20 protein-coding genes are annotated in these 24,966 nt (G+C 43.3%); 12 read left to right on the forward strand and 8 right to left on the reverse strand.

The features are described from left to right. The first annotated feature begins 48 nt into the window (after window positions 1–48). Window positions 49–1,212, forward strand: a complete 1,164-nt coding sequence (gene egtB, locus C5O00_RS03165; protein ID WP_105214873.1) for an ergothioneine biosynthesis protein EgtB — start codon at window positions 49–51, stop codon at window positions 1,210–1,212. A 13-nt stretch (window positions 1,213–1,225) separates the two neighbouring features. Beyond that, the gene (locus tag C5O00_RS03170; protein WP_105214875.1) at window positions 1,226–2,203 is read left to right on the forward strand and encodes an L-histidine N(alpha)-methyltransferase; all 978 of its coding nucleotides are present in this window, start codon (window positions 1,226–1,228) and stop codon (window positions 2,201–2,203) included. A 90-nt stretch (window positions 2,204–2,293) separates the two neighbouring features. On the opposite strand, the gene C5O00_RS03175 is transcribed toward C5O00_RS03170, so the two are convergent. Next, window positions 2,294–3,376, reverse strand: coding sequence for an aminotransferase class V-fold PLP-dependent enzyme (locus C5O00_RS03175; RefSeq protein ID WP_105214877.1), 1,083 nt, complete (start codon window positions 3,374–3,376; stop codon window positions 2,294–2,296). A 61-nt stretch (window positions 3,377–3,437) separates the two neighbouring features. On the opposite strand from C5O00_RS03175, the gene C5O00_RS03180 reads away from it, so the two are divergent. Genes C5O00_RS03180 through fabD form a run of 4 tightly spaced genes read left to right on the forward strand, consistent with a single transcriptional unit; the run spans window position 3,438 to window position 6,124 of the window. Continuing rightward, the gene (locus C5O00_RS03180) at window positions 3,438–3,866 is read left to right on the forward strand and encodes a 2TM domain-containing protein (RefSeq protein WP_105214879.1); all 429 of its coding nucleotides are present in this window, start codon (window positions 3,438–3,440) and stop codon (window positions 3,864–3,866) included. Beyond that, a complete protein-coding gene (locus C5O00_RS03185; RefSeq protein WP_105214881.1) occupies window positions 3,863–4,351 on the forward strand; it encodes a dihydrofolate reductase in 489 nt (162 codons plus the stop codon). Before C5O00_RS03180 ends, C5O00_RS03185 begins: the two co-directional genes overlap by 4 nt. Window positions 4,352–4,354: 3 nt before the next feature. Then, on the forward strand, window positions 4,355–5,200 hold the full coding sequence (locus C5O00_RS03190) for a fructosamine kinase family protein (protein WP_105214883.1): 846 nt from the start codon (window positions 4,355–4,357) through the stop codon (window positions 5,198–5,200). A 39-nt stretch (window positions 5,201–5,239) separates the two neighbouring features. Continuing rightward, complete coding sequence (gene fabD / locus C5O00_RS03195; RefSeq protein WP_105214885.1) at window positions 5,240–6,124, forward strand: ACP S-malonyltransferase; 885 nt, start codon at window positions 5,240–5,242, stop codon at window positions 6,122–6,124. Here the strand turns inward: fabD and galE are convergent. Together galE and C5O00_RS03205 are read right to left on the reverse strand one after the other, a co-directional pair. After that, on the reverse strand, window positions 6,117–7,142 hold the full coding sequence (gene galE, locus C5O00_RS03200; protein ID WP_105214887.1) for a UDP-glucose 4-epimerase GalE: 1,026 nt from the start codon (window positions 7,140–7,142) through the stop codon (window positions 6,117–6,119). The two genes, fabD and galE, sit on opposite strands and share 8 nt — an antisense overlap. After that, a complete protein-coding gene (locus C5O00_RS03205) occupies window positions 7,135–8,298 on the reverse strand; it encodes a DegT/DnrJ/EryC1/StrS family aminotransferase (protein ID WP_105214889.1) in 1,164 nt (387 codons plus the stop codon). The genes galE and C5O00_RS03205 overlap by 8 nt, the downstream gene beginning before the upstream one ends. 151 nt (window positions 8,299–8,449) lie before the next feature. Between C5O00_RS03205 and C5O00_RS03210 the strand changes: the two genes are divergently transcribed. Continuing rightward, the gene (locus C5O00_RS03210; RefSeq protein WP_105214891.1) at window positions 8,450–9,703 is read left to right on the forward strand and encodes a 3-deoxy-D-manno-octulosonic acid transferase; all 1,254 of its coding nucleotides are present in this window, start codon (window positions 8,450–8,452) and stop codon (window positions 9,701–9,703) included. Here the strand turns inward: C5O00_RS03210 and C5O00_RS03215 are convergent. Next, window positions 9,677–10,333, reverse strand: coding sequence for a DUF2461 domain-containing protein (locus C5O00_RS03215; RefSeq protein WP_105214893.1), 657 nt, complete (start codon window positions 10,331–10,333; stop codon window positions 9,677–9,679). The genes C5O00_RS03210 and C5O00_RS03215 overlap by 27 nt on opposite strands. Before the next feature lie 109 nt (window positions 10,334–10,442). Here C5O00_RS03215 and C5O00_RS03220 point away from each other — a divergent pair, with 109 nt between their 5' ends. Beyond that, window positions 10,443–10,697: a hypothetical protein gene (locus tag C5O00_RS03220; RefSeq protein WP_105214895.1), complete on the forward strand. Its 255-nt coding sequence runs from the start codon at window positions 10,443–10,445 to the stop codon at window positions 10,695–10,697. A gap of 44 nt (window positions 10,698–10,741) precedes the next feature. Here the strand turns inward: C5O00_RS03220 and C5O00_RS03225 are convergent, their stop codons facing one another. Continuing rightward, window positions 10,742–11,512, reverse strand: coding sequence for a LexA family transcriptional regulator (locus tag C5O00_RS03225; protein WP_105214897.1), 771 nt, complete (start codon window positions 11,510–11,512; stop codon window positions 10,742–10,744). Window positions 11,513–11,695: 183 nt separating this feature from the next. Here C5O00_RS03225 and C5O00_RS03230 point away from each other — a divergent pair, with 183 nt between their 5' ends. Then, window positions 11,696–11,914, forward strand: a complete 219-nt coding sequence (locus C5O00_RS03230) for a hypothetical protein (RefSeq protein ID WP_105214899.1) — start codon at window positions 11,696–11,698, stop codon at window positions 11,912–11,914. An 88-nt stretch (window positions 11,915–12,002) separates the two neighbouring features. On the opposite strand, the gene C5O00_RS03235 is transcribed toward C5O00_RS03230, so the two are convergent. From C5O00_RS03235 to C5O00_RS03245, 3 genes are read right to left on the reverse strand one after another with little or no spacing between them, the layout of a single operon-like run. Beyond that, window positions 12,003–13,979, reverse strand: a complete 1,977-nt coding sequence (locus C5O00_RS03235; protein ID WP_105214901.1) for an OmpA family protein — start codon at window positions 13,977–13,979, stop codon at window positions 12,003–12,005. Window positions 13,980–13,989: 10 nt separating this feature from the next. Then, the gene (locus C5O00_RS03240) at window positions 13,990–14,934 is read right to left on the reverse strand and encodes a PorP/SprF family type IX secretion system membrane protein (RefSeq protein WP_105214903.1); all 945 of its coding nucleotides are present in this window, start codon (window positions 14,932–14,934) and stop codon (window positions 13,990–13,992) included. Window positions 14,935–14,988: 54 nt separating this feature from the next. Beyond that, window positions 14,989–23,328, reverse strand: a complete 8,340-nt coding sequence (locus C5O00_RS03245; protein WP_105214905.1) for a T9SS type B sorting domain-containing protein — start codon at window positions 23,326–23,328, stop codon at window positions 14,989–14,991. Window positions 23,329–23,674: 346 nt separating this feature from the next. Here C5O00_RS03245 and C5O00_RS03250 point away from each other — a divergent pair, with 346 nt between their 5' ends. The 3 genes from C5O00_RS03250 to C5O00_RS03255 all read left to right on the forward strand — a co-directional run bounded on the left by C5O00_RS03250 (window position 23,675) and on the right by C5O00_RS03255 (window position 24,804). Beyond that, entirely contained in the window at window positions 23,675–24,109 is a 435-nt protein-coding gene (locus C5O00_RS03250; protein WP_105214907.1) for a hypothetical protein, read from the forward strand. Window positions 24,110–24,206: 97 nt separating this feature from the next. Continuing rightward, window positions 24,207–24,335 carry a hypothetical protein gene (locus tag C5O00_RS14655; protein ID WP_262502246.1) on the forward strand — a complete coding sequence of 43 codons (129 nt, stop codon included), beginning with the start codon at window positions 24,207–24,209 and terminating at the stop codon, window positions 24,333–24,335. Beyond that, a complete protein-coding gene (locus tag C5O00_RS03255) occupies window positions 24,286–24,804 on the forward strand; it encodes a hypothetical protein (RefSeq protein ID WP_158676769.1) in 519 nt (172 codons plus the stop codon). The genes C5O00_RS14655 and C5O00_RS03255 overlap by 50 nt, the downstream gene beginning before the upstream one ends. Window positions 24,805–24,966 lie beyond the last annotated feature (162 nt).

A 24,966-nucleotide genomic window follows, 5' to 3' on the forward strand; every position in this document is an offset into this window, starting at 1 on the left:
AATGTTTGGTATCTTTAAGGGTCGGAGATAAATTCCGACTCTTTTTTTATGATCCATACCAAAAACCTGGTTTCTTTCTTTTTAGAGACTCGTTCACATACCGAATCACTTTGTAAACCTCTGGAGATCGAAGATTATGTTGTTCAGCCGGTGATTGATGTATCTCCGCCTAAATGGCATCTGGGACATACAACCTGGTTTTTTGAAGAATTTATTCTGAAACCCTACAAACCTGGCTATAAACTCTTTCATGAAGATTTCGCCTTTGTATTCAACAGTTATTATGAAACAGTAGGAAAACGAGTGGTGCGAAGCGACCGGGGTAACTTATCTCGTCCGGGCGTAACCAAGGTCTACGACTATCGCCATTACGTAACCAACGAAATGAAAGAATTTATTTCTTCAGAAGCTATAAATGAACAGATCCTTTCACTTCTTGAGATAGGCATTCATCACGAAAAACAACATCAGGAACTACTCCTTACCGATATTAAATACATACTGGGAAACAATCCTATACTTCCTGTTTACAACGATAAATTCCTGGAAAATCCTGTTCAAAACGAAGCGCAACAATGGATCCCGGTACATGAAGGGATCTACGAGATAGGACATGCATCCTCCGATTTTTGCTACGATAATGAATTGGGCCGTCACAAGGTCTACTTGCACGATTATGAAATTTCGAATAAGTTGGTCACTAACCAGGAATTCCTGGCCTTTATCGAAGACGGGGGATATTCGAAATTCGATCTGTGGCATGCCGAAGGATGGGATTGGGTGCAACAGCAAAAGATCACCCAACCTATGTACTGGCATAATATAGATGGTAATTGGCAGCAGTACACCCTGGCAGGCCTTCGGGAATTAGAGATGGAATCCCCTCTAAGTCATATCTCCTATTTTGAGGCTTTTGCTTACGCCCAATGGAAAGGCTATCGCTTACCTACCGAATTTGAATGGGAGGCTGCACAGCATCATTTTTCATGGGGAGATCGATGGGAATGGACCGAAAGTGCTTATTTGCCATATCCCGGCTATGAAAAACCGCCCGGCGCAATTGGCGAATACAATGGTAAGTTTATGGTGAATCAAAAAGTTTTACGAGGCGGCTCTGTTGCTACTCCCGTAAATCACACCCGGCCTACCTACAGAAATTTTTTTCAAACAAACCTGCGATGGCAATTTACCGGGATCCGGTTGGCCAGATAAATGCGATAAGCTTATGAGTACTATTACCGAAACTATTCTCGACACAACTTTTAAAAAGGATGTATTTAATGGCCTTACGGCCAACCCAAAATATTTATACTCAAAATACATCTACGACAAGCGGGGAGATAAACTCTTCCGGGACATCATGGCATTGGACGAATATTATCTTACCGATAGTGAATTCGAGATCCTCAGTTTTCATACAGAAGCGATTTCTGAATTATTCCGTGGAAATGGTAAGGGTATGGACCTTATTGAGCTGGGAGCTGGCGATGGTAAGAAAACAAAGGTCCTTTTATCCTACCTTTCTAAGAATTACTATGACTTTGTATATAAACCGATAGACATTAGCGAGAACGCCATCGATCTTTTGACTGCCAATTTGCAACATGAACTTCCCAAAGTTCAGGTTGATGCCGAAATAGGGGAATATTTCGAGGTTCTGGAGCGTCTTAAACAATTTAATTCCCGTAAAAAGGTGATCATGCTACTTGGTTCCAATATTGGCAATTTACTTCATCCGAGAGCCATAGATTTTCTCTCACGCCTAAAAGAAACCATGAATGCCGGAGATCTTGTATTTATGGGATTCGACCAGAAAAAAGACCCTCAAACAATACTTAACGCCTATAATGACCCTAAGGGCGTTACAGCAGAATTCAACAAAAACCTATTACACAGGATCAATTCTGAAATGAATGCGAATTTCGACACCGGAAAATTTAAACACTGGGAGGTTTACGATCCGGAGACGGGAACCGCCAAGAGTTATTTGGTTGCAACCGAAAAAATGGTGGTTAATATCGAAGCTTTAGATTTAACAGTGCATTTCGATCCCTGGGAGACTATTCATACAGAGATATCACAGAAATACGATGATAAGGTAGTACAATGGCTGGCGGAAGAATCGGGTCTTGCGATAGTAACCTCGTTTTCAGACTCTAAGAATTACTATAAAGATTTTGTATTCTGCAGAAAAAGAAAATAAAATGCCCCATTTCGTACCAGTGCTATTAACTGGTTAATTATATCCGTTTAGATCATCGTAATACCTTGCATTAGCGTTATAAAAGCGAAGTTAATATGAATCTATGATCTCTAGTAGTTTGTGTAGATCTTCTCTGGTATTGTAGATATGAAAACTCACCCGAATTCCTTTCCCTCTGAGCGAGCAGATCACTTTTTCGGATTTAAATCTTTCGAACAATTCTTTATCCCCTTTTATATTGAAAATAGTAGAATGCGTTTCTCTATTCACTACGGCTTCATCGAGTAGATCCCTCTTAACAAATTCGGATTTTGCTGTATGAATTAGGTCCTTTAGGTGTTCTTCTACCTTGTCCATCCCAAGCTTTTCAAGAAAAGTGACCGATTCTCCCAGGCTACCAAAATTGAGCGTATCCAGATGTCCAGGCTCCATCCTGCCCACAAAGCTGATCTCATCTTTTTGACCGAAGCCGGCATCGGCCGAATTAAACCCGATCGTTCTAAGTGAAAACCTATGTTGAACCTCTGGTTTTATCATAAAAAGTCCGTTACCATAGCCGGCCAACAACCATTTGTAGGAACTTGCGCCTATAATATCCAGCGGACTTTCAGAAAAACTAAAGTTTGTGGTTCCAAGAAATTGAGTACCATCAGCAATAAGTAGGAGATTAGGATGATAGGCCTTGATTCGGTTTAAAAAATTAGGATCCATCATGATCCCACTTATGTATTGCACCATACTAAATGCAAAAACATCGGGGTTATGCTCCACTATTGCTTCCTCTATGTTCTGCTCCAGGTTAGCATCGATCCTGGCGTAACATAATTCGAATTTTCGAAACTCGGCAGGCCAGTTGATCGATGGATAATCGCCTTCGAGTAATAATATTTTACTTTCTTCAGCTAAGCCGTCCAGAAGAGCGTTCATCCCAGTTGAAAAATTAGGAACCAGAGCTATGGTCTCTTCCGAAGTAGAAAAAAATCGTGATAAACCAGATCTGATCTCTCGTATATGCTGTTTATGTGTATCCCTGAAAATAGAACCCCCCTCCATCAAATTTTTATCGTGCTCCTGTCTCCACGATACCAGCGACCGGGACAACAAGCCACAGCTAGCTGTATTGAGATAGGTATAATGTTGAGTAAGCGGAAATTCTTTTTTAAAATCTTCCATGGAGCGGGGCCGTTAAACCGTGAATTTTCAATATTTTTACAATAGCCTAAAAGTAGTCAGCATGTTTTCAAAAAACAAAAAAACCGAAGGATTAGATCACGAACAACGACTGCAATACGAATATGCCAGAAAACGCATTGTACAAAAAAAGAGGTTGATGCAACATTTTATCATCTTTCTGGCGGGTTCGGTACTGTTGATCATTATTAACCCGGTACTAGGCATTGGTGATGAATTTTTTATTAAAGACTGGTTTATATGGGCCATCTTAATTTGGGCATTCTTGTTCCTGATACATCTTTTCAATGTTTTTATGATGAATAAGTTTATGGGGAAAGAATGGGAGGATAGGCAATTGGAACGATTGAAAGCAAAACAAAGTGCGCGAATCGCCGAATTACAAAAAGAGGTAGACGGCGATCTACTTAAACAGCAGCAAGCCCTAAAAAAAAACGAAAATCTAAATCCTTTACCGCCGGAAAACGAATGATTACTATGATTGCCGCAGCCGGGGAAAATAACGAACTCGGCTTGAACAACCAACTGGTCTGGCATTTGCCCGACGACTTCAGAAGATTTAAACAACTAACCTCTGGCCATTATATCATTATGGGCCGAAAAACTTTCGAATCGTTTCCCAACCCTCTTCCTAACAGAACCCATATTGTAATAACCCGTAACAAGGACTACAGCGCAGATGGCATCACGGTGGTGCATTCCATGGAAAAAGCACTGGAATTATCTAAAACAGATAATCAACCTTTTATAATTGGTGGAGGTGAGATCTATACGCAAGGGCTGGACGTTGCCCAAAAGATCGAGTTAACCAGGGTTCATGGCACCTTCGATGCCGACACCTATTTTCCTGAGATCCCGGAAAGCGATTGGGAACTAGTGGAGGAACACTACCATCCTGTAGACGAACGCCACGACCACGCCTTTACTTACGAGACCTGGGTCCGAAGGCCTATCTAGATAATGGAATCCTTACTCCACTCTATCGCCGCACTCAATTCGTTCAATTTACAGAGTTACCAACCTATGGCCGGAGGTGACATAAATGATGTCTTCCTTCTTCGGACCAATAATGGTGATCTTGTGGTAAAATTAAATTTGAACGATAAATACCCAAGTATGTTCGATACCGAGAAAGCCGGCCTCGAACTACTCGCCTCCACAGAGACATTCAGAATACCAAAAATTATCGCATGTGGGATAGAAGAGCACCATGCTTATCTTTTAATGGAATATATTGACGGTGGTGCAAAAAAGAAAAGCTTTTGGGAAGAATTTGGTGGCCGATTAGCTAATTTACACCAAAACAGTGCCGATCTTTACGGCTGGAAATACAACAACTACATAGGGAGTTTGTTTCAAGCGAACAGCTTTTATAACCTCGCTTCCCAATTTTACATCGAAAACAGGCTAAGGCCCCAGATCGGGCTAGCCCGAAGACAGGGATACCTGGAAAAGGACCTCACTAATTTCTTCAAAAACATAGCCGATATAATCCCGCAGGAAGCACCGGCTCTTATCCATGGCGACCTGTGGAGCGGTAATTACCTGATAGATAACACAGGTGCTCCCGTCCTTATAGATCCATCGGTATCCTACTCGCACAGGGAAATGGATCTGGCTATGATGCAATTGTTTGGAGGTTTTCCCGCCGAGGTTTTCAAGGTGTACCAGGAAGAATTTCCATTGTTGCCAGATTGGGAAGAGCGGATCGCCCTGTGGCAGCTTTATTATTTACTGGTTCACCTCAACATCTTTGGAGGTGGTTATCTCGCCAGGGTAGAGACGATCATTTCTCGTTATTCTTAAATAAAAGATTATTTTTGTAGCCACAACGAACAACTACATATGAAGGCATATTTATTTCCAGGTCAGGGGGCGCAATTTTCAGGAATGGGGCTCGATCTTTATGAGAATTCACATAGAGCTAAAGAACTCTTTGAGCAAGCAAATGAGATCTTAGGTTTCGAGATCACTAAGATCATGTTTGAAGGCACCGCAGACGAATTAAAAGAAACCAAGGTTACCCAACCCGCTATCTTTTTACATTCTGCTATTCTGGCAGAAGTAATGGGTGATCAATTTAAACCAGATATGGTCGCTGGTCATTCGTTGGGAGAATTTTCGGCACTGGTGGCTAACAAAACGATGGCATTTAATGATGGACTTTCCTTGGTGAGTAAGCGTGCGCTGGCCATGCAAAAAGCATGTGAAATGCAACCATCAACCATGGCTGCTGTCCTGGGGCTGGAAGATAACGTTGTAGAAAGAATATGTGAAGAAACCACTGGGGTCGTGGTGGCAGCCAATTATAATTGTCCGGGGCAGCTGGTGATCAGTGGAGAGATCGAAGCTGTGAAAAAAGCCTGCGAATCACTTTCGGAAGCAGGGGCAAAACGCGCACTTTTATTACCTGTAGGAGGTGCGTTCCATAGCCCGCTTATGCAACCTGCCAGGGAAGAACTGGCGGCTGCAATCGAGGCCACACAATTTAGTACACCTGCCTGTCCGGTTTACCAGAATGTGAGTACTACGGCAGTTACAGACCCTTCAGAAATAAAAAAGAATTTAATATCTCAATTAACGGCACCGGTAAAATGGACCCAGAGCATGCAGCAAATGATAAAGGATGGAGCTACCACCTTTATTGAGGTTGGCCCCGGAAACGTATTGCAGGGATTAATGCGAAAGATAGATCGTTCGGTGGAGACTTCGAAGGCGGGAATCAGTTAGTTAACTGTCTCACTTTCTTTTCCCATTCCCATGCAGACGCAAGGGCATCCTCTATGGTCCGTTCGGCTTTCCAGCCCAGTACGGTGTTAGCCTTGGAAGTATCGGCGAATACGGCAATTACGTCCCCTGGACGACGATCAACCACTCTATAGTTTAGAGAAATACCAGTGGTTTTTTCGAAAGCCCTGATCACTTCCAAAACCGATGTTCCTTTCCCGGTACCAATGTTGAATATTTCGAATACATCGGTATTTTCTCCTGAAAGTAGCCTTTGCAATGCAAGCACATGAGCCTTGGCAAGGTCTACAATATGGATATAGTCCCTTATACAACTCCCGTCTGCGGTAGGATAGTCATTTCCAAAGACTGATAATTGCTTTCTTACCCCGGCGGCAGTCTGTGTTATATATGGCACCAGGTTTTGTGGTACTCCAATGGGTAACTCTCCTATGTCTGCCGATTCGTGAGCACCAATAGGATTAAAATATCTCAATGAGATCGACCTTACAGACGAAACCTTGCACAGATCTAATATGATCTCTTCACTAATTTGTTTGGTGTTCCCATACGGGGACATCGCCGCTTTTACAGGGGCATCCTCTTTTATTGGTAATACATCCGGTTGCCCATAAACAGTACAGGAAGAACTAAAGATAAAACTATTGATATCCCTATCCTTACATTCCTGAAGTAGGTAAACAAGGGACCCCACGTTATTCTCATAGTATAAAAGGGGATTTTCAACACTCTCGCCAACGGCCTTACTTGCGGCGAAATGTATGATCCCTGAAATATCATCGTAATCGTCGAAGAAAGCATGAACCGTAGCTTTCTCGCGAAGATCTAACTTTTCAAAATCCGGACGAACTCCGGTAATGGCAAAGATCCCATCCAGAACATCGACAGATGCATTCGATAAATTATCTATTATAACAACCTTGAACCCGGCCTGTTGTAGCTCTACAACTGTGTGTGAACCAATATAGCCAAGGCCCCCGGTAACTAGAATTCTACGCATTATTATTTACGAAGTTTATAACAGTTTTCGTAATGAAATCGATTTGTTCATCATCCAGCTCGGTATGCATGGGTAAAGAAACTACCTCTTTTACCAATTGATTGGTTACCTTGAAATTGGCTTCATTATATCTTTCATCGGCGTATGCTTTCTGGAGGTGTAGTGGGATTGGGTAATAGACCCCGCATGGAATACCTTGTTCGTTCAGGTGTTGCACTAATGCATCCCTGTCTACATTTAACACGCGTAAAGTGTATTGATGAAAAACATGACAATCGCAGGTATCGCATATACTATTCTCTGCATCACAATAACCTGTGGGAGTAACGATATTCTCAATTCCCCGAAAGGCTGAAGTGTACTTTCTTGCAGCATCACGCCTACTGTTGTTATAATCATCCAAATGAGGCAATTTAGCACGCAAAACTGCCGCTTGCATGGAATCTAACCTGGAATTAACGCCTACCACATCATGATGGTACCGAACGTACATTCCGTGATTTACAATTCCTCGTATGGTATGGGCCAGGTCGTCATCGTTGGTGAAGATCGCGCCACCATCACCATAGCATCCTAAATTCTTAGACGGAAAGAACGAAGTGGAAGCCACATGGCCAATCGCCCCTGTCTTTGTCTTGCTCCCATCACCGGAAGTATAAGTAGCCCCAATTCCCTGAGCGTTATCTTCGATAACGTAAAGGTTGTGTTCTTTCGCCAGGGCCATGATCTCGTCCATTTTTGCCGAGAGCCCGAATAAATGCACCGGGACTATGGCTCTTGTTCTGGGCGTAATAGCCTTTCTTATTTCGTCCACATCGATATTGAAATCTATGGGATCCACATCTACGAGCACCGGGGTAAGTCCTAGTAAAGCGATCACTTCTACAGTAGCTGCGAAGGTAAAATCGGCAGTTATTACCTCGTCTCCGGGCTTTAACCCCAATCCCATCATGGCTATTTGCAGGGCGTCGGTTCCATTGGCACACGGAATAACATGTTTTACACCGAGATAGTCTTCTAATTCCTTCTGAAACTGATGTACCTCCGGGCCGTTTATAAAGGCAGTGGATTCTACTACTTCATGCAACGATTTGTCCACTCGATCCTTGATCTTTTCATATTGACCCTTTAGGTCTACCATTTGTATTTTTCGCATTGCGGCTGTGAAAATTTTGTTGTCAAACTTACGAAAATGTTTTCGTTGTTTTAAAATGCCTTTGCGGTATTTTGGTGTATACCTAGTCTTCTACAGATCTTATTGGTTTAAATTGAAGGCTTCAAATTGAATTTTGGTAAATTAGCCATCTATGCGCACACTATATTCGTTTCTTACCCATATAAGCGTTTTTTTTCTGTGGGTTTCCGGGCTTTTCAACAAAAAGATGCGGCTATTTGTAAAAGGCAGGAAAAAGGTATTGGATACGATCGCGCAACGTATTAAGCCCGAAGATAAGACCATCTGGTTCCATTGCGCATCACTGGGAGAATTTGAACAGGGCTTACCTATTATGCAGGCTATTAAAACAAGTTACCCCCAATATAAACTCGTACTTACCTTTTTTTCTCCGTCCGGATATGAGATAAAAAAGAACAGTCCGGTGGCCGATCTAATTACTTATTTACCCCTGGACACCCGTGGAAATGCCAAGCGTTTTGTGTCCCTGGTTCATCCATCCCTGGCGATCTTTGTGAAATACGAGTTTTGGCCCAATTATCTGTTCGAACTGGAAAGCTCCGGGACACCTGCTATTATAGTGTCTGGGTTATTCCGTGAAAATCAGTCGTTTTTTAGACCATATGGTGTTTTTATGAGGAAGGCATTGCGCACTATAGATCATTTTTTTGTGCAGAATAAGAATTCTGAAATGCTTCTAAAGGGTTTAGGTATAGACCATGTTAACATTAGTGGAGATACCCGTTTCGACCGGGTATCGGCTCAAATTGAACAGGATAACTCTCTTCCTTTTATAGAAGCGTTTAAGGGAAATTCCATATGTATAGTTTGCGGCAGTACCTGGCCCGAAGATGAGGCGATATTAATTCCGTATATAAATGCAGCCTCAGCAAATATAAAGTTCATCGTGGCACCTCATACCATCGAGGCTGGTAAGATTGATATCTTCAGAAAAAAAATTAAGGGAACATCTATTCTATATTCTGAAAAAGATTCGGCAGATCTTAGCGCTGCATCCGTACTAATTATTGATAATATCGGCCTACTCACCAAAGTCTATCACTATGCAGATATTGCCTATGTTGGCGGGGCTATGGGAAATTCGGGACTTCATAACATCCTGGAACCGGCCACTTTTGGTATCCCTGTTGTAATAGGTAAGAATTTCGAAAAATTTCCTGAAGCAAAGCGCCTGCAATCACTTGCAGCTTTATTCTCGGTAAGTAATCAGGAAGAAGTCTTCGAGATCATGTCGCGACTGGTTGATGACAAGAATTTTAGAGAAAAAACTGGAATGATTGCCGGCCACTTCGTGAATAGTAACACAGGCGCCACTCGGGTGATCATGGAATATATTGCTTCACTTCACAGTAACGGCTTGATTTAAATATCTTCTGAAGGGTAACATTTCCCGATAGATTTCGATCAATCGCTGTTTAAAACTGGCTGCTATCACTTCCTTTCTGTCTATATAATGAACAACAGCGAACGATCTTCTTCTCAGCAGGTCGATATGCGGATGATCTGTTGTATAACCCTTGGGAGCTGTTTTTAACGGATTATCATCCACCATTTCTCCAAAAATATCTTTGAAACTCTTTTTGTTTATGATCTTTTTAAATTCTTCTCCGTTGTAATCTATCGCCTCTCGGATACTTCGCAGTATCCCCGAAGAAGGGTGCCAATAACCTCCTCCCACAAAAGATTGATTTACTCCCAATTCTATATAAAAATCTCCCTGTTTACTACGCTGATCTAGGCCGGCCCCGAAGTGATCCTTATATACGGGGCGGTTTGGATGAAACATAAGATTGTTATTTATACGATTTATCGCTTTACGTCCCGGAGTGTCGAAATAATCATCATCAATTGAGGCAAATATCTCGTTCATTTCATCTAGCCAGGCGATATATGCGTCCCTTACTTGGTAGTATTCCCTTCTATTCGCATCCATCCATTCTTTGGAATTATTTTGTTGTAAGTTTTCTAGAAACTCATAGAGTATTTTAAAATCCATTATCAGGTTAGGAATTATTTTAACATCTTATTTCGAAATAATTATTACAATTTTACCACATAAATCCTAAAATTGACGTTATATTTTACCGTAACCATTAATTAACGTCATGAGAAAATTAGCACTATTAGTTATTACAGCATTGTTGTTTGCCACAGCCTTTATGTCCTGCAGGGACACAAAAGAAACTTCCGAAACCGAAGAACTCATTGAGGAAATGAGAGAAGAGGGAGCCGAAGTTGAGGTAAAGACTGATGGCGATGAGAAAAAAATAAAAATGGAAACCGAGGAAAAGGAAGTTAAGATCAAAACCGAAGAAGGGGAAACCAAGATCAAGGTTGATAACGACGACGATAACTCCTAATCCCGGTTAATCAATTAATTAAGAGCCTCCAGTGGAGGCTTTTTTTATGTGTTAAGGCCTTTCAATTGACCTTTCAATTCTTCCATGGATGCCTGTAACTGCCTTAATAAAGTACTTTCTGAAGGTTCATCAATTCCAAAAGTAAGTTTACTGTTCACCATCCATAATTCCTGAATATCCTTCACTTCAACATCTATTGGCAAATACTCCGGATTAAGTGAAACAAGCCTAACTCTATCGGGAGTATTAGGTATTTTCTGAAGTTTCTTAACTAATACAGAATCATGCAATACTACAATGTATATTCGGCTGTCACTCGCCTCGGTAATACTGGAGACCGCTTTACCAAGCACCCATTCATTGGGACGGATATTTGGCAACATACTATCTCCTTCCACCTGAAAACCACGGTAAGTGGCGTTTCGGTATTCGGGTAAAGGTATTGAGAATGATGGCAGGGTTTCATACCACTCTACATCCTGAATATTATGCGGGTAACCTGCCGCCGCCTTTTGGTTAACAAGTAAGATAATATCCTTTTCATCGGGATCGAGGGTGATCACCTTCGGACTCACATCGCCACCGCTAATATCCACATACTGGCTGAAACTCCTCCCGTACAACCACAACGGGTTGATGCCAAATAAACGCAATAGCTCCATTACTGCCTTGCCGGATATCTTCGTTTTTCCGCGTTCTATATCGGCAGTCGTCGATCCAATACCTAAAAGTTCGGCAAAGGACTGCTGGGTATGATTTTGCTCTTCTCTAACCTTTTTAAAACGTAAGGCCTCGGTAGGTACATTTTTTTCCATATTCCGAAGATACAATAAATTGGAATTATTCCAAATAATATAAGGAATTATTCCATGCTCGCTGAAATCCGCTAAATAATTGAGATTCAGAGTTGCCGTTTCGACGAAATGTTAAATTTAAGAGCTGATCTATTCAAAAAAATAATTACTTTTGATTCGTATTAATCACTAATCTTATCAACTATGAAGAAATTATTTGTATCACTTGCAGCATTGGCTATGGTGTTTACTGTTTACTCATGTAGAGAAACCGAAAAGAATGCTGAAGAAGCAGGAGACGCTGTCGAAAACGTAATGGAAGACGCTGAAGAAGCAGTAGAAGACGCTATGGAAGAAACCGAAGACGCTATGGAAGAAGCCGGTGACGCTATAGAAGAAGCTGTAGACTCTTTGTCAAATTAAGCTGAGTAAACGGTAGATAACTATCGATCTCAACTCTTAAAAAATAAAAAAGCCCGGTTATACCGGGCTTTTTTATTGCATACGGTTCTTATTTCTGAACTATTATGAATTCTGAGCGCCTGTTGAGTTGATGTTCGCTTTCACTACATGCAACTCCGTTAGCGCATCGGTTTAACAACTGTGACTCTCCATATCCTCTTCCGCTTATTCGGTCACGGCTTATTCCTGCTCCCACTATATAATCTATGGTTGCTTGCGCCCTGGCTTCCGAAAGCCTCAAATTAAACGAGTCACTGGAACGGCTATCGGTATGTGATCTAACATCGATCTTTAGATTTGGAAATTTATTCATCGCTTCAACCACCTTTAGAAGCTCGATCTGTGCGTCCGGCCGAATATAAGACTGACTAAGGTCGAAATAGATAGGGTTTAGATTTAACAATACACCCAGATCTTCACCTACTTTGGCATCACGGATCTCCTTGTCTTCTTCTGAAACAAGGTATAAGGTCTTTTTCACTGCAGATTCGTATTCGCCCGTTGTAACAAATGATTTTTCCGAAGTAGAAAAATCCTCTTTGGACGCTCGTATGGCGTATCCGGTAGAGCATTCTATAACATCGAATGAGAAAGCTCCATTAATATTAGTTCGGGTCTCTTCCAATACATTGTTATCGTTATCAAGCAAAACTACTTTAGCATCTGTTATTAGATCATCGGTATCCTCATCTCTTACTTCACCACTCAATGACTGGCGACAGTTCTTTATTAGTTGTGCTGTTTGTTCGAAAGAATAGATATCATCCTCGCCTTGTCCACCTTTTCTGTTGGATGCGAAATATCCTAATCCGGTAGTACTGTTGATCACAAATGAAAAGTCATCAGCCATACTATTGATTGGGGCTCCTATGTTGAAGCCTTTTTCATAATTTCCTTCTGAATTTAATTCAGAAACAAAAATATCTAGTCCTCCTAGGCCGACATGCCCGTCTGATGCGAAATACAGATCCCCATTGGAATCCACGAAAGGAAAGGTTTCCCGCCCCTCTGTATTAACTGTGTCTCCAAGGCTTTCCGGCTCTCCGAAGCTATCTCCTTCGATGGAAACTTTATAGAGATCAGATTGGCCCTCACCACCCGGTCTGTCACTGGAAAAGATGAGATACTTTCCATCCTTACTTAATGCCGGGTGTGCGTTCGAAAATTCATCACTGTTAAACGGTAATTCCTCGGCCTCGCCCCATCCTTTTTCTGTTCTCTTGGAACGATATAATTTAAGATGTGTAGTACCGGCACCATCCCTACCGCGCTTGCGATCAGTGAAATTATTACGAGTGAAATACATTGTCTGTCCATCCTTCGAAAACACAGCCGAAGATTCATGAAATCTTGAATTTACCTTACTGCGGAACCGGTTTGGCTCACCTTCTTCACTTACTATAATACAGTATAATTCTGAAAATGGCTGATCGTTCCAGTCGTGAACCCTTTGTGAGGCTGTTCGTGTTTTTCTGTTTGAAGTAAATATGATCTCACCACCATTTAGAGTTGGTGCATAATCCGATAGCTCCGAATTGAAAGGAACCGTAAACACGTTGAAGCGACCCGATTGCAATTCAATCAATTTTAAATAGTTTCGTTCTTCCGAAAATAGTTCGCCCCGGTCATCTGTTGATGCTACCTCGTTCAACTTATTCATTATCCTGTCGGCCGTAGCATATTTTCCTAATGTTTTAAGCGATTGTGCATAGCGATAAATGTATTCAGAATCTATTTCTTCCGAAAACGAGAACAAAGCCCCGTACCATTTCGCGGCATCTTCATATTCCCCGTTGAAATAATAAGAATCTCCCAGGCGGGATAGCACGTTCACAGATCTATACCCACTCTCTACGGCTTTTATATACGCCTCACGAGCATCTATAAATGCGTAATCATTGTAATGCGCATCCCCTTTTGCTTCTTTCGAATTGGCCGATGCGTTCTTTTCCTGTGCAACTGAAACATTGGCCGTTAGTACAAGACCCGTAACTATCAGTAAAAAATATTTTAATCTTAAAGTCATAGTTATAATTTTAGAAGAATCGTGGATTTTTCATGCCTTCATCGCGTTTAAATAATTCGAATCGCAAGAAGACCTCATAAGAACCATCGTTGTATTGTTGTAACTCTGTTGTTTCTCTATCGTAGGCAAATCCTACCATTACCTGATCTGTTACCTGAAATCCAACCAGGGCGCTTAACGCTGCACTCCATCGGTAGGCCGCACCCAAGGTTAATTTCTCCTGAATAAGAAAATTGGCAGACATATCCACCTGTAAGGGGGAACCTTGAACGATCTTGGTCAACAAGGCCGGCTTGAATTTTAATCCTTCGGAAACATCGAAAACATATCCTGTAAGCAGATAGAAGTTAACTCGTTCCTCTGCGGTTGCACTAGAATTATTAGTGTTCGAGGATTCGTCAAAATGTTCGGTCTCAAGGATATTAGGGACACTGGCACCCAAGTAGAACTTATCGGTGTAATAATATGCCCCGGCACCAACTTGTGGTGAGAATTTATTATCAATATTGATCTGCGTTTCCGGATCTCCATTGTTGAATGGCCCGGTATTTAACTTATTACTGTCGATATTGAGAAGATGAGCTCCTCCCTTTAGGCCTAGAGCCAGCCTTCCTTTTTCTGAAGTTGTAAGCGTATAAGTGAAGTCAATATCTATATACGTCTCATCTGATATGAATATCTCATCACGAGTTACATTCACACCTATCCCAACTTTCTTACCTATGGGAGAATGCAAGGAAAAGTTTAAAGTGGTTGGTGCTCCGTCCAGGCCTACCCATTGGCTTCTGTATAAACCCACAATGCTAAGTACGTCACGAGAGCCTGCATAGGCCGGGTTAACACTTAACGGATTATACATATACTGGGTATACTGGGCATCCTGTTGCCCAAGGGTATTCTCGGTATAAAATCCTAAGCAAAGTAGCACTAAAACTGTTACGTAATATTTTTTCATAGGTTTAATATTAGGCCTGCCAGGCTACAACCTGGCAGGCATTTATCTGTAATTTTATCTTCTGTTTATGTATAATGGTCCTGCCAGCTGCTTGGTCTGTCCAGCGTCGTTCACATAGGTAAGAACATAATAATAAGTTCCAACCGGTAATCGTTCACCTTGATCGATGGTAACTCTTCCTTCCGAAATACCTCGGAAGAATTTATCATCCTGACCGTAGCCTTCTACTCCATATACTTTAACACCCCAGCGATTAAATATCTCCAGCGTATTATTTGGATATCTGTGAATACCTCTAATCACGAAGACATCATTTAATCCGTCTCCATTAGGAGTCATGATGTCGAATACATCTAGATTATCTTCAGAATTCGGGTTGCCATTGTTTGGTTCGATATAGTCAACAATTCCGTTGTCATTATCATCTCCTAACTCATCCCCATTAGCAATTCCGTCATTATCACAATCTAATTCCAGCCATTCGGGAGTCACAATAGTAAGATCCTGACTTTCCACGTTGAAATCGCATGGATCTGTTGGGTCTGTTCCATCTACAACTTCCTGACCGTTTAATACACCGTCACCATCACAATCTGTCTCCAGCCATTCCACACTTGGAGGGAAGGTCACACTCGCATATATAAAGTCACACAGGTCCAGAGGATCGGTTCCATCATTCACTTCATCACCGTCTATCACCCCGTCACCATCGGTATCCGGATTAAGAGGATCGGTTCCTATAGTTACCTCATCACCATTGCTTAATCCATCATCATCACAATCTGCATCCAGCCACTCCTGGCTAGGATCTAAAGTCTGACTTGCAAGAACAAAATCACATAGATCTAAAGGATCTGTTCCATCATTGACCTCATCGCGGTTGGTCACTCCATCACCGTCACAATCTAGATTATCCCATTCGATACTGGTAGTTGCCAGATCCTGGCTTAATGGATCATAATCACAAGGATCAACCGGATCTGTTCCATCAATCACCTCTTGTCCGTTAGTTACACCATCGCCATCACAGTCTGCAGCCAGCCATTGCGGACTAGGATCTACTGTCTGGCTCATCCAATCCAGATCACATGGATCGAGTGGATCTGTTCCATCATTCAACTCGTCACCATTAGTTACTCCATCCCCATCACAATCTGTATCCAGCCATTGCTGACTTGGAGGAAGAGTCTGACTTGCCAGTACAAACTCACATGGATCAACAGGATCTGTTCCATTGGCTACTTCATCACCATTGGTGACTCCGTCCCCATCACAATCGCCGGCATCCCATGCAGCACTTGGAGGTACTGTTTGGCTTGTATATATAAGATCACATTCGTCTAATGGATCTGTTCCATCTATTAATTCGTCTCCATTGGTAACCCCGTCGCCATCACAATCTAATGCTTCCCATGCCATGGTTTGTGGCACAGTTGCATTTTCAAGCATAAAGTCACATGGATCTACCGGATCTGTTCCATCTATAATTTCATCACCGTTTGTCACACCGTCCCCATCACAATCACCGGCTATCCAGGCGGCACTCGGCGGTACGCTTTGGCTGGTAAATATCAGATCACATTCATCCAGTGGATCGGTACCGTCATTTACTTCATCTCCATTGGTAACTCCATCGCCATCACAATCAAGATCTAACCAAGTTTGTGTTGGAGGTAGCGTCTGACTTGCCAGTACAAAATCACACGGATCAACTGGATCTGTACCGTCTATTACTTCATCACCGTTGGTCACTCCATCTCCATCACAATCGGCATCTATCCATGCCTGGGTAGGAGGTACTGTTTGATTAGCCACAACAAGATCACAGAAATCAAGCGGGTCTGTTCCATCAATGATCTCTTGTCCGTTCGTTACTCCATCCCCATCACAATCCAATGCCTCCCAGGCAGGTGTCGTTGGTACGGTCTGGCTGCTTTGCATAAAGTCACATGGATCTGTAGGATCTGTACCATCGATGACCTCATCACCGTTGGTTACACCATCACCGTCACAGTCGCCAGCTATCCAAGCGGCACTTGGTGGAACACTCTGACTAGTGAACACAAGATCACACTCATCAAGAGGGTCGGTTCCATCTATTATTTCGTCTCCATTAGTTACACCATCACCGTCACAATCCAGGGCTTCCCAAGCAGTGCTCGGTGGTAGCGTTTGATTTGCCAGTACAAAATCACAAGGATCAACAGGATCTGTTCCATCGGTCACTTCATCACCGTTGGTCACTCCATCGCCATCACAATCTCCGGCATCCCAAGCAGCACTTGGCGGAACGGTCTGACTTGTATACACAAGATCACATTCATCCAATGGGTCTGTTCCGTCGGCGATCTCATCACCGTTAGTTACACCATCGCCATCACAATCCAATGCCTCCCAGGCAGGAGTCGTAGGTACGGTCTGGCTGCTTTGCATAAAGTCACATGGATCTGTAGGATCTGTACCATCGATAATCTCATCACCATTGGTGACACCATCACCATCACAGTCGCCAGCTATCCAAGCCGCACTTGGTGGAACACTCTGACTAGTGAACACAAGATCACATTCATCAAGAGGGTCTGTTCCATCTATTATTTCGTCTCCATTAGTTACACCATCACCGTCACAATCCAGGGCTTCCCAAGCAGTGCTTGGTGGTAGCGTTTGATTTGCCAGTACAAAATCACAAGGATCAACTGGATCTGTTCCATCGGTCACTTCATCACCGTTTGTCACTCCATCGCCATCACAATCTCCGGCATCCCAAGCAGCACTTGGTGGAACGGTCTGACTTGTATACACAAGATCACATTCATCCAATGGGTCTGTTCCGTCGGCGATCTCATCACCGTTAGTTACACCATCGCCATCACAATCCAGAGCCTCCCAGGCAGGTGTCGTTGGTAACGACTGGCTACTTAGCATAAAGTCACATGGATCTGTAGGATCTGTACCATCGATGATCTCATCACCATTGGTGACACCATCACCATCACAGTCGCCGGCATTCCAGGCAGCTGTAGGTGTAGTATTCTGGCTGGATGCCATCAGGCTACATTCGTCCTGAGGATCGGTACCATCTATAAGTTCTTGTCCGTTGGTCACTCCATCGCCATCACAATCCAGGGCCTCCCAGGCAGGGGTTACCGTTACCACAGTATTCTGAGTAGCAGGATCGTAATCACAAGGATCGGTTGGATCGGTTCCATCGATGATCTCCTGGCCGTTGGTAACGCCATCGCCATCACAATCACCAGCATCCCAAGCTCCGGTAGGGGTAGTATTCTGGTTGGCAGCAACTAGATCACATTCATCCAATGGATCTGTTCCATCAATGATCTCTTGTCCGTTGGTCACACCATCGCCATCACAATCCAGAGCCTCCCAGGCAGGTGTCGTTGGTAACGACTGGCTGCTTAGCATAAAGTCACATGGATCTGTAGGATCTGTACCATCGATGATCTCATCACCATTGGTAACACCATCACCATCACAGTCGCCGGCATTCCAGGCAGCTGTAGGTGTAGTATTCTGGCTGGATGCCATCAGGCTACATTCGTCCTGAGGATCGGTACCATCTATAAGTTCTTGTCCGTTGGTCACTCCATCGCCATCACAATCCAGGGCCTCCCAGGCAGGGGTTACCGTTACCACAGTATTCTGAGTAGCAGGATCGTAATCACAAGGATCGGTTGGATCGGTTCCATCGATGATCTCCTGGCCGTTGGTAACTCCATCGCCATCACAATCACCGGTATCCCAAGCCCCGGTAGGGGTAGTATTCTGGTTGGCGGCAACTAAATCACAAGGATCCAATGGATCTGTTCCATCAATGATCTCTTGTCCATTGGTCACTCCATCGCCATCACAATCCAATGCCTCCCAGGCAGGTGTCGTTGGTAACGACTGGCTGCTTAGCATAAAGTCACATGGATCTGTAGGATCTGTACCATCGATGATCTCATCACCATTGGTTACACCATCACCATCACAGTCGCCGGCATTCCAGGCAGCTGTAGGTGTAGTATTCTGGCTGGATGCCATCAGGCTACATTCGTCCTGAGGATCGGTACCATCTATAAGTTCTTGTCCGTTGGTCACTCCATCGCCATCACAATCAAGGGCCTCCCAGGCAGGAGTTACCGTTACCACAGTATTCTGAGTAGCAGGATCGTAATCACAAGGATCGGTTGGATCGGTTCCATCGATGATCTCCTGGCCGTTGGTAACTCCATCGCCATCACAATCACCAGCATCCCAAGCCCCGGTAGGGGTAGTATTCTGGTTGGCGGCAACTAGATCACAAGGATCCAATGGATCTGTTCCATCAATGATCTCATCACCGTTAGTTACACCATCGCCATCACAATCCAATGCCTCCCAGGCAGGTGTCGTTGGTAACGACTGGCTGCTTAGCATAAAGTCACATGGATCTGTAGGATCTGTACCATCGATGATCTCATCACCGTTGGTTACACCATCACCATCACAGTCGCCGGCATTCCAGGCAGCTGTAGGTGTAGTATTCTGGCTGGATGCCATCAGGCTACATTCGTCCTGAGGATCGGTACCATCTATAAGTTCTTGTCCGTTGGTCACTCCATCGCCATCACAATCCAGGGCCTCCCAGGCAGGGGTTACCGTTACCACAGTATTCTGAGTAGCGGGATCGTAATCACAAGGATCGGTTGGATCGGTTCCATCGATGATCTCCTGGCCGTTGGTAACTCCATCGCCATCACAATCACCAGCATCCCAAGCTCCGGTAGGGGTAGTATTCTGGTTGGCGGCAACTAGATCACATTCATCCAATGGATCTGTTCCATCAATGATCTCTTGTCCGTTGGTCACACCATCGCCATCACAATCCAGAGCCTCCCAGGCAGGTGTCGTTGGTAACGACTGGCTACTTAGCATAAAGTCACATGGATCGGTTGGATCGGTTCCATCGATAATCTCATCACCGTTGGTTACACCATCACCATCACAGTCGCCGGCATTCCAGGCAGCTGTAGGTGTAGTATTCTGGCTGGATGCCATCAGGCTACATTCGTCCTGAGGATCGGTACCATCTATAAGTTCTTGTCCGTTGGTCACTCCATCGCCATCACAATCCAGGGCCTCCCAGGCAGGGGTTACCGTTACCACAGTATTCTGAGTAGCGGGATCGTAATCACAAGGATCGGTTGGATCGGTTCCATCGATGATCTCCTGGCCGTTGGTAACTCCATCGCCATCACAATCACCAGCATCCCAAGCTCCGGTAGGGGTAGTATTCTGGTTGGCGGCAACTAGATCACATTCATCCAATGGATCTGTTCCATCAATGATCTCTTGTCCGTTGGTCACACCATCGCCATCACAATCCAGAGCCTCCCAGGCAGGTGTCGTTGGTAACGACTGGCTGCTTAGCATAAAGTCACATGGATCGGTTGGATCGGTTCCATCGATAATCTCATCACCGTTGGTTACACCATCACCATCACAGTCGCCGGCATTCCAGGCAGCTGTAGGTGTAGTATTCTGGCTGGATGCCATCAGGCTACATTCGTCCTGAGGATCGGTACCATCTATAAGTTCTTGTCCGTTGGTCACTCCATCGCCATCACAATCCAGGGCCTCCCAGGCAGGGGTTACCGTTACCACAGTATTCTGAGTAGCGGGATCGTAATCACACGGGTCCTGAGGGTTGGTGCCATCTGTGACTTCCTGGCCGTTGGTAACTCCATCGCCATCACAGTCTAAGGCATTCCAAGCAGGGGAAACAGCTACGGTTTGATTTCCATCTGTATAATCGCATGGATCCAGAGGATCTGTTCCGTCATTAACTTCTTGACCGTTTACAACCCCATCGCCATCACAATCGGCTAGTTGCCACGCAGCGGAAGGCGGAAGTGTTACAAGTAATGGATTGTAGCTACATTGATCCTGAGGATCTGTACCTCCAATAATTTCGTCACCATTGGTTACACCGTCACCATCACAATCTGCATTGTTCCATGTAGGTCCAACATTTGCTATAACCTGGCTAGCGGTTAGATAGTCACATGGATCATAGGGGTCGGTTCCATCTGTGAATTCCTGTCCATTTGTTACTCCATCTTCATCACAATCGGCTGCCTGCCAGATCGGATTAGTGGGGTCGTATCCGGTATATCCGGGAGCCTGAGTAGGATCACAAGGATCGTTCGGATCTGGATCTACATCATCGGTGACACCATCACCGTCCGTATCTCCAATTACGTTAATGGTAACCGTTGCCTGCGAACACGCATCTTCGGGACCTGGACCTGCGGGTGCTATATCATTACATACTTCATAAACAACCGTAACAGATGAACCTCCTTCTGTAGGTAGCGGAGTATAGGTTAATTCACCTGTCGCAGGATCAAAGCTGATCGCTCCTCCCGCGGTACCTGCACCAGTATCGGTAATGGTAATCGTCCCTGTTGAATTGGGGTCTCCATTAGCATAATAATCATCGTTTGAGATTATATCGATCGTAGTGGGTGTATTGATCACAGCATTACCTGAATCATTATTCGCCGTCGGTGTGGTTGGATTAGGGTCTGTGCTATCGGGGTTACCGTCGTTGTCGTCGTCTGGGTCGCAGAAATTTGCTAGACCATCCGAATCTGTATCCGTTCCCGCTGTAGTAACCACAGTGGCAGCGGTATCGCCAATTCCGTAAGGTGCTCCGACCACGGTTCCATCAGGATTCACAGACGGTGGATCTCCTACCCCGTAATGACCATCGTCATCAGGATCGGCATTTAGATCGTTATATGCTTCGTCTGCATCGGAACATCCATCGTTGTCACTATCGGTATCCAAACAATCTGGGAATCCATCCATATCCGAATCCCTTGCCGGGGGTACTAAATTTGGATTTATCGGACTTATAGAAATTAGTCCTGGATTTGCAACAGACGCTCCAAATGCTCCGTCTGTATTGTGCCCAACAAACGCATAGTTTTGCTGATAGGTATCATAGTATATGGACAAGTGTCCTCCGGTTCCCACCCTGAAAGGATTTCTGTCTTCTGGCCCAATAGTTCCAGGCGCATTTATGTTGGTATAGGTTGCGTTATCATAGGACGGTACAGCGGCAAAGTTTTGTGGATTTGACAATCCACTTGAAAGCGTTTGCGTATCGTTTGTACCCCACATATAAATTTCGCGTAGACCACCGTTCAAGGTAATCGCAGAACCGGAAGGATTATCTCTGTTGTATGAGTTACAACCAATGAATTCTACGTTCGTAAGCGGATTACCTGCAGAAATCTCAACATTTCCCCAACTGGTTACATCGGCACCAGCACTAACACCGGCCTGACCTTGGTTATTCCCACCTAGAGAGTAAATCATTCCGTTGGAAGGGTGTAAAGCAAAATAAGTAGCATTATTACCATCTCCAGCTGTCATTTCAATTTGTTGAGGAAAATCTGTTGGCCCAAAGGCTCCAGGACGCGCTAAATTGATGGCCACATTGGAGCTCGTGGCAGCTCCACCCACACCATCAAATGTGGAATCTCCCCAGGTATACCATTCATTGTTGCTAAGGACAACAAAAGCCGCTTCATGGGTAATATCAATGTCGATAACATTTACAAGATTAGTGATAGGAGGAGGCCCAACAGGATCGTATTGTACGCGTGTCCATCCATTGGCATCCGCCGGGTTTCCATTTGCACCTAAAATATTTCCAGATCCGGATTGTTCGTCTGAACCTATGGTATATACAGATCCTCCGGTAGTTAACAATGCCAGGATTCCAGCACCGGATGTCATATCTATCACATCTGCTGGAGTTATGCCCACAGGAAGATTAACAGTCTGCCAACCTGGTGTAGACACAATAGATGGAGGAAGTAATTCTCCTGTATTTCCCCAGACATATAGATTTGTTGTTGTTAATAAGGCGTATTGTGGATCACTTCCATCTGCTCCAACTAACTTAATATTCGTACCAGTATAAGCAGGCCAGTTTGTGGAACCTCCGTCGTCACAACTTGGACTACCAGTACCTCCTGTATCAGTGATTGCTCCTCCTGGTAGTAATTCGGTAAATGCACAAATATCGCTCGTCCCGTTAGGATCGGCGAATTGCCCAGAAACAAAAATCCTATTGTAATCGGAATTTACAATGTTGGCATGATATAAGGGAACGAAAAAATCTTCGGGAAAAACGAAATCAAAGCATCCTTCTTCCGTATCCAGTATACCATCATTGTCATCATCCAGATCGGCTGAATCGAGTACAGAATCAGAATCGAAATCCTGCGCAGTGATATTATTGTTGATGGTTAAAAACCCAAATATTAAAAGACACGTAAATACGAATCTGGCTTTTTTTGGATTATGAAGTAATGAGGAATATGTAAAAATTTCCATAAGCAATACACTATAAGTTAGTACTGTATATAATTAAATTAATATGTCTTATCTGATTTGATGGTTAGCCATGATTTGGGGTAAATCAAAGTTGTTCAAAGATAATAGGATGATGTTAAAATTTTAACGAAATTTCCGACCACCAGTAAAATTCATCGCTCAAATGCTATGATTTTCGATATTATGCTAATTTTTATCGATGAAATGCATTGAAAATAATTAACTTTAACAGAAATACTTTGTCGACAAACGACATTTTTTATCGTTTATATACGTATTTACGCTTATAAATTATAAGGATAAATTCTAATTGTGCCTATAGAATGATATCATTACATTTGATATTATGATATTGAATAAAATAGTAGAGAAGCTTAAATCGGTCGAACGAAAACGACTCCTTATTTATGTGATCGTCTACTTCCTTTGGGGATTATTGATGCATCATGTGGGTCAATGGCTGGAGATCGCCAAATTTACGTTCTGGTGGCAGGTAATTAGTACCTATATATTATATATGGTGCCCATCTCTATTCTTTTAAGGGGATATTCGATCTTTACACAATACGCGTACGGTCTGGTAGCCATGGCAATTCTTGAGTTTGGAGGATACACTTTAGGAACTTCCTATATCTACCCAGATAACATCCTGGAGCAATGCTTTGGTACTCATACCTTTGCCTTGGGTATGGCGATGTTCTTTGCACTCTACTTCCCAATAGGTAATTGGGTAGTTAATCGGATATATTTGCTTTTCGTCGATGATAAAAGTAAGATATAACCTACAAATGTATCATTATCTTAATTATTATGCCATAGTTAATTTTAGAATGTTCTTCATAGGTTTGCTTTGTAATTAACCTTTAAAATATATCCCTATGAAGAAATTAATGTTTATTTTAGCTGTACTCGGACTTGTATTAACTGCTAGCTGTACCCCAGAATCGATCGCCGGAGATGAACAACAAATCGACAAAGACAAATACGAAGTTCCACCAAACGGATAAAAAAAGACGCATCATAAAAGGGGTGTTGCTGTCTGCATTGCTGGTGGCAACACCCTTCCTTTTTTATTTTTATAAGAATGCCCCGGCAGAAGCCAGTGAATGGCATACGTGGTTGGGAACTATAAAATCTGGTGGCTTTGGGAGTGTACAATCTTATATGCACGCCCTCTTTACCAAACTTACTTTTATCTTATTAACGACTGTCTGGTTTCTAACTTCCAGGAACTGGTGGAAATATGCTATACTCATTCCTTTAACCATGTTTCTTTTCCAATTATCGGGGGTGATAAATTATAAGATCCAATATATAGATGAGTTCGATTTCTGGTATTCGCTACCGGTTATCCTCCCTATACTATTCTTCCTAATTTATATTTCATATCGGATAGGGAAACGTGAAACTCCGGGTGTTGACCTAAAAGAGGAAGTGGACGAAGAGATCAATAATATCTTTAGCGACAACCTGTAATATTAACCAGCGGGAATTAGCTCCGCTGAGTCCCAACTTATACAAAGTCAACAGCAAAACAAAATCCGCCATAAGGCGGATCAATTTTTTTATTCCTCAACCTTTAAAGACCAATCCAGCGGGAATTAGCTCCGCTGAGTCCCAACTTCTACAAAGTCAACA

Origin of the sequence: Pukyongia salina (assembly GCF_002966125.1) — a bacterium.
Taxonomy (GTDB): domain Bacteria; phylum Bacteroidota; class Bacteroidia; order Flavobacteriales; family Flavobacteriaceae; genus Pukyongia; species Pukyongia salina.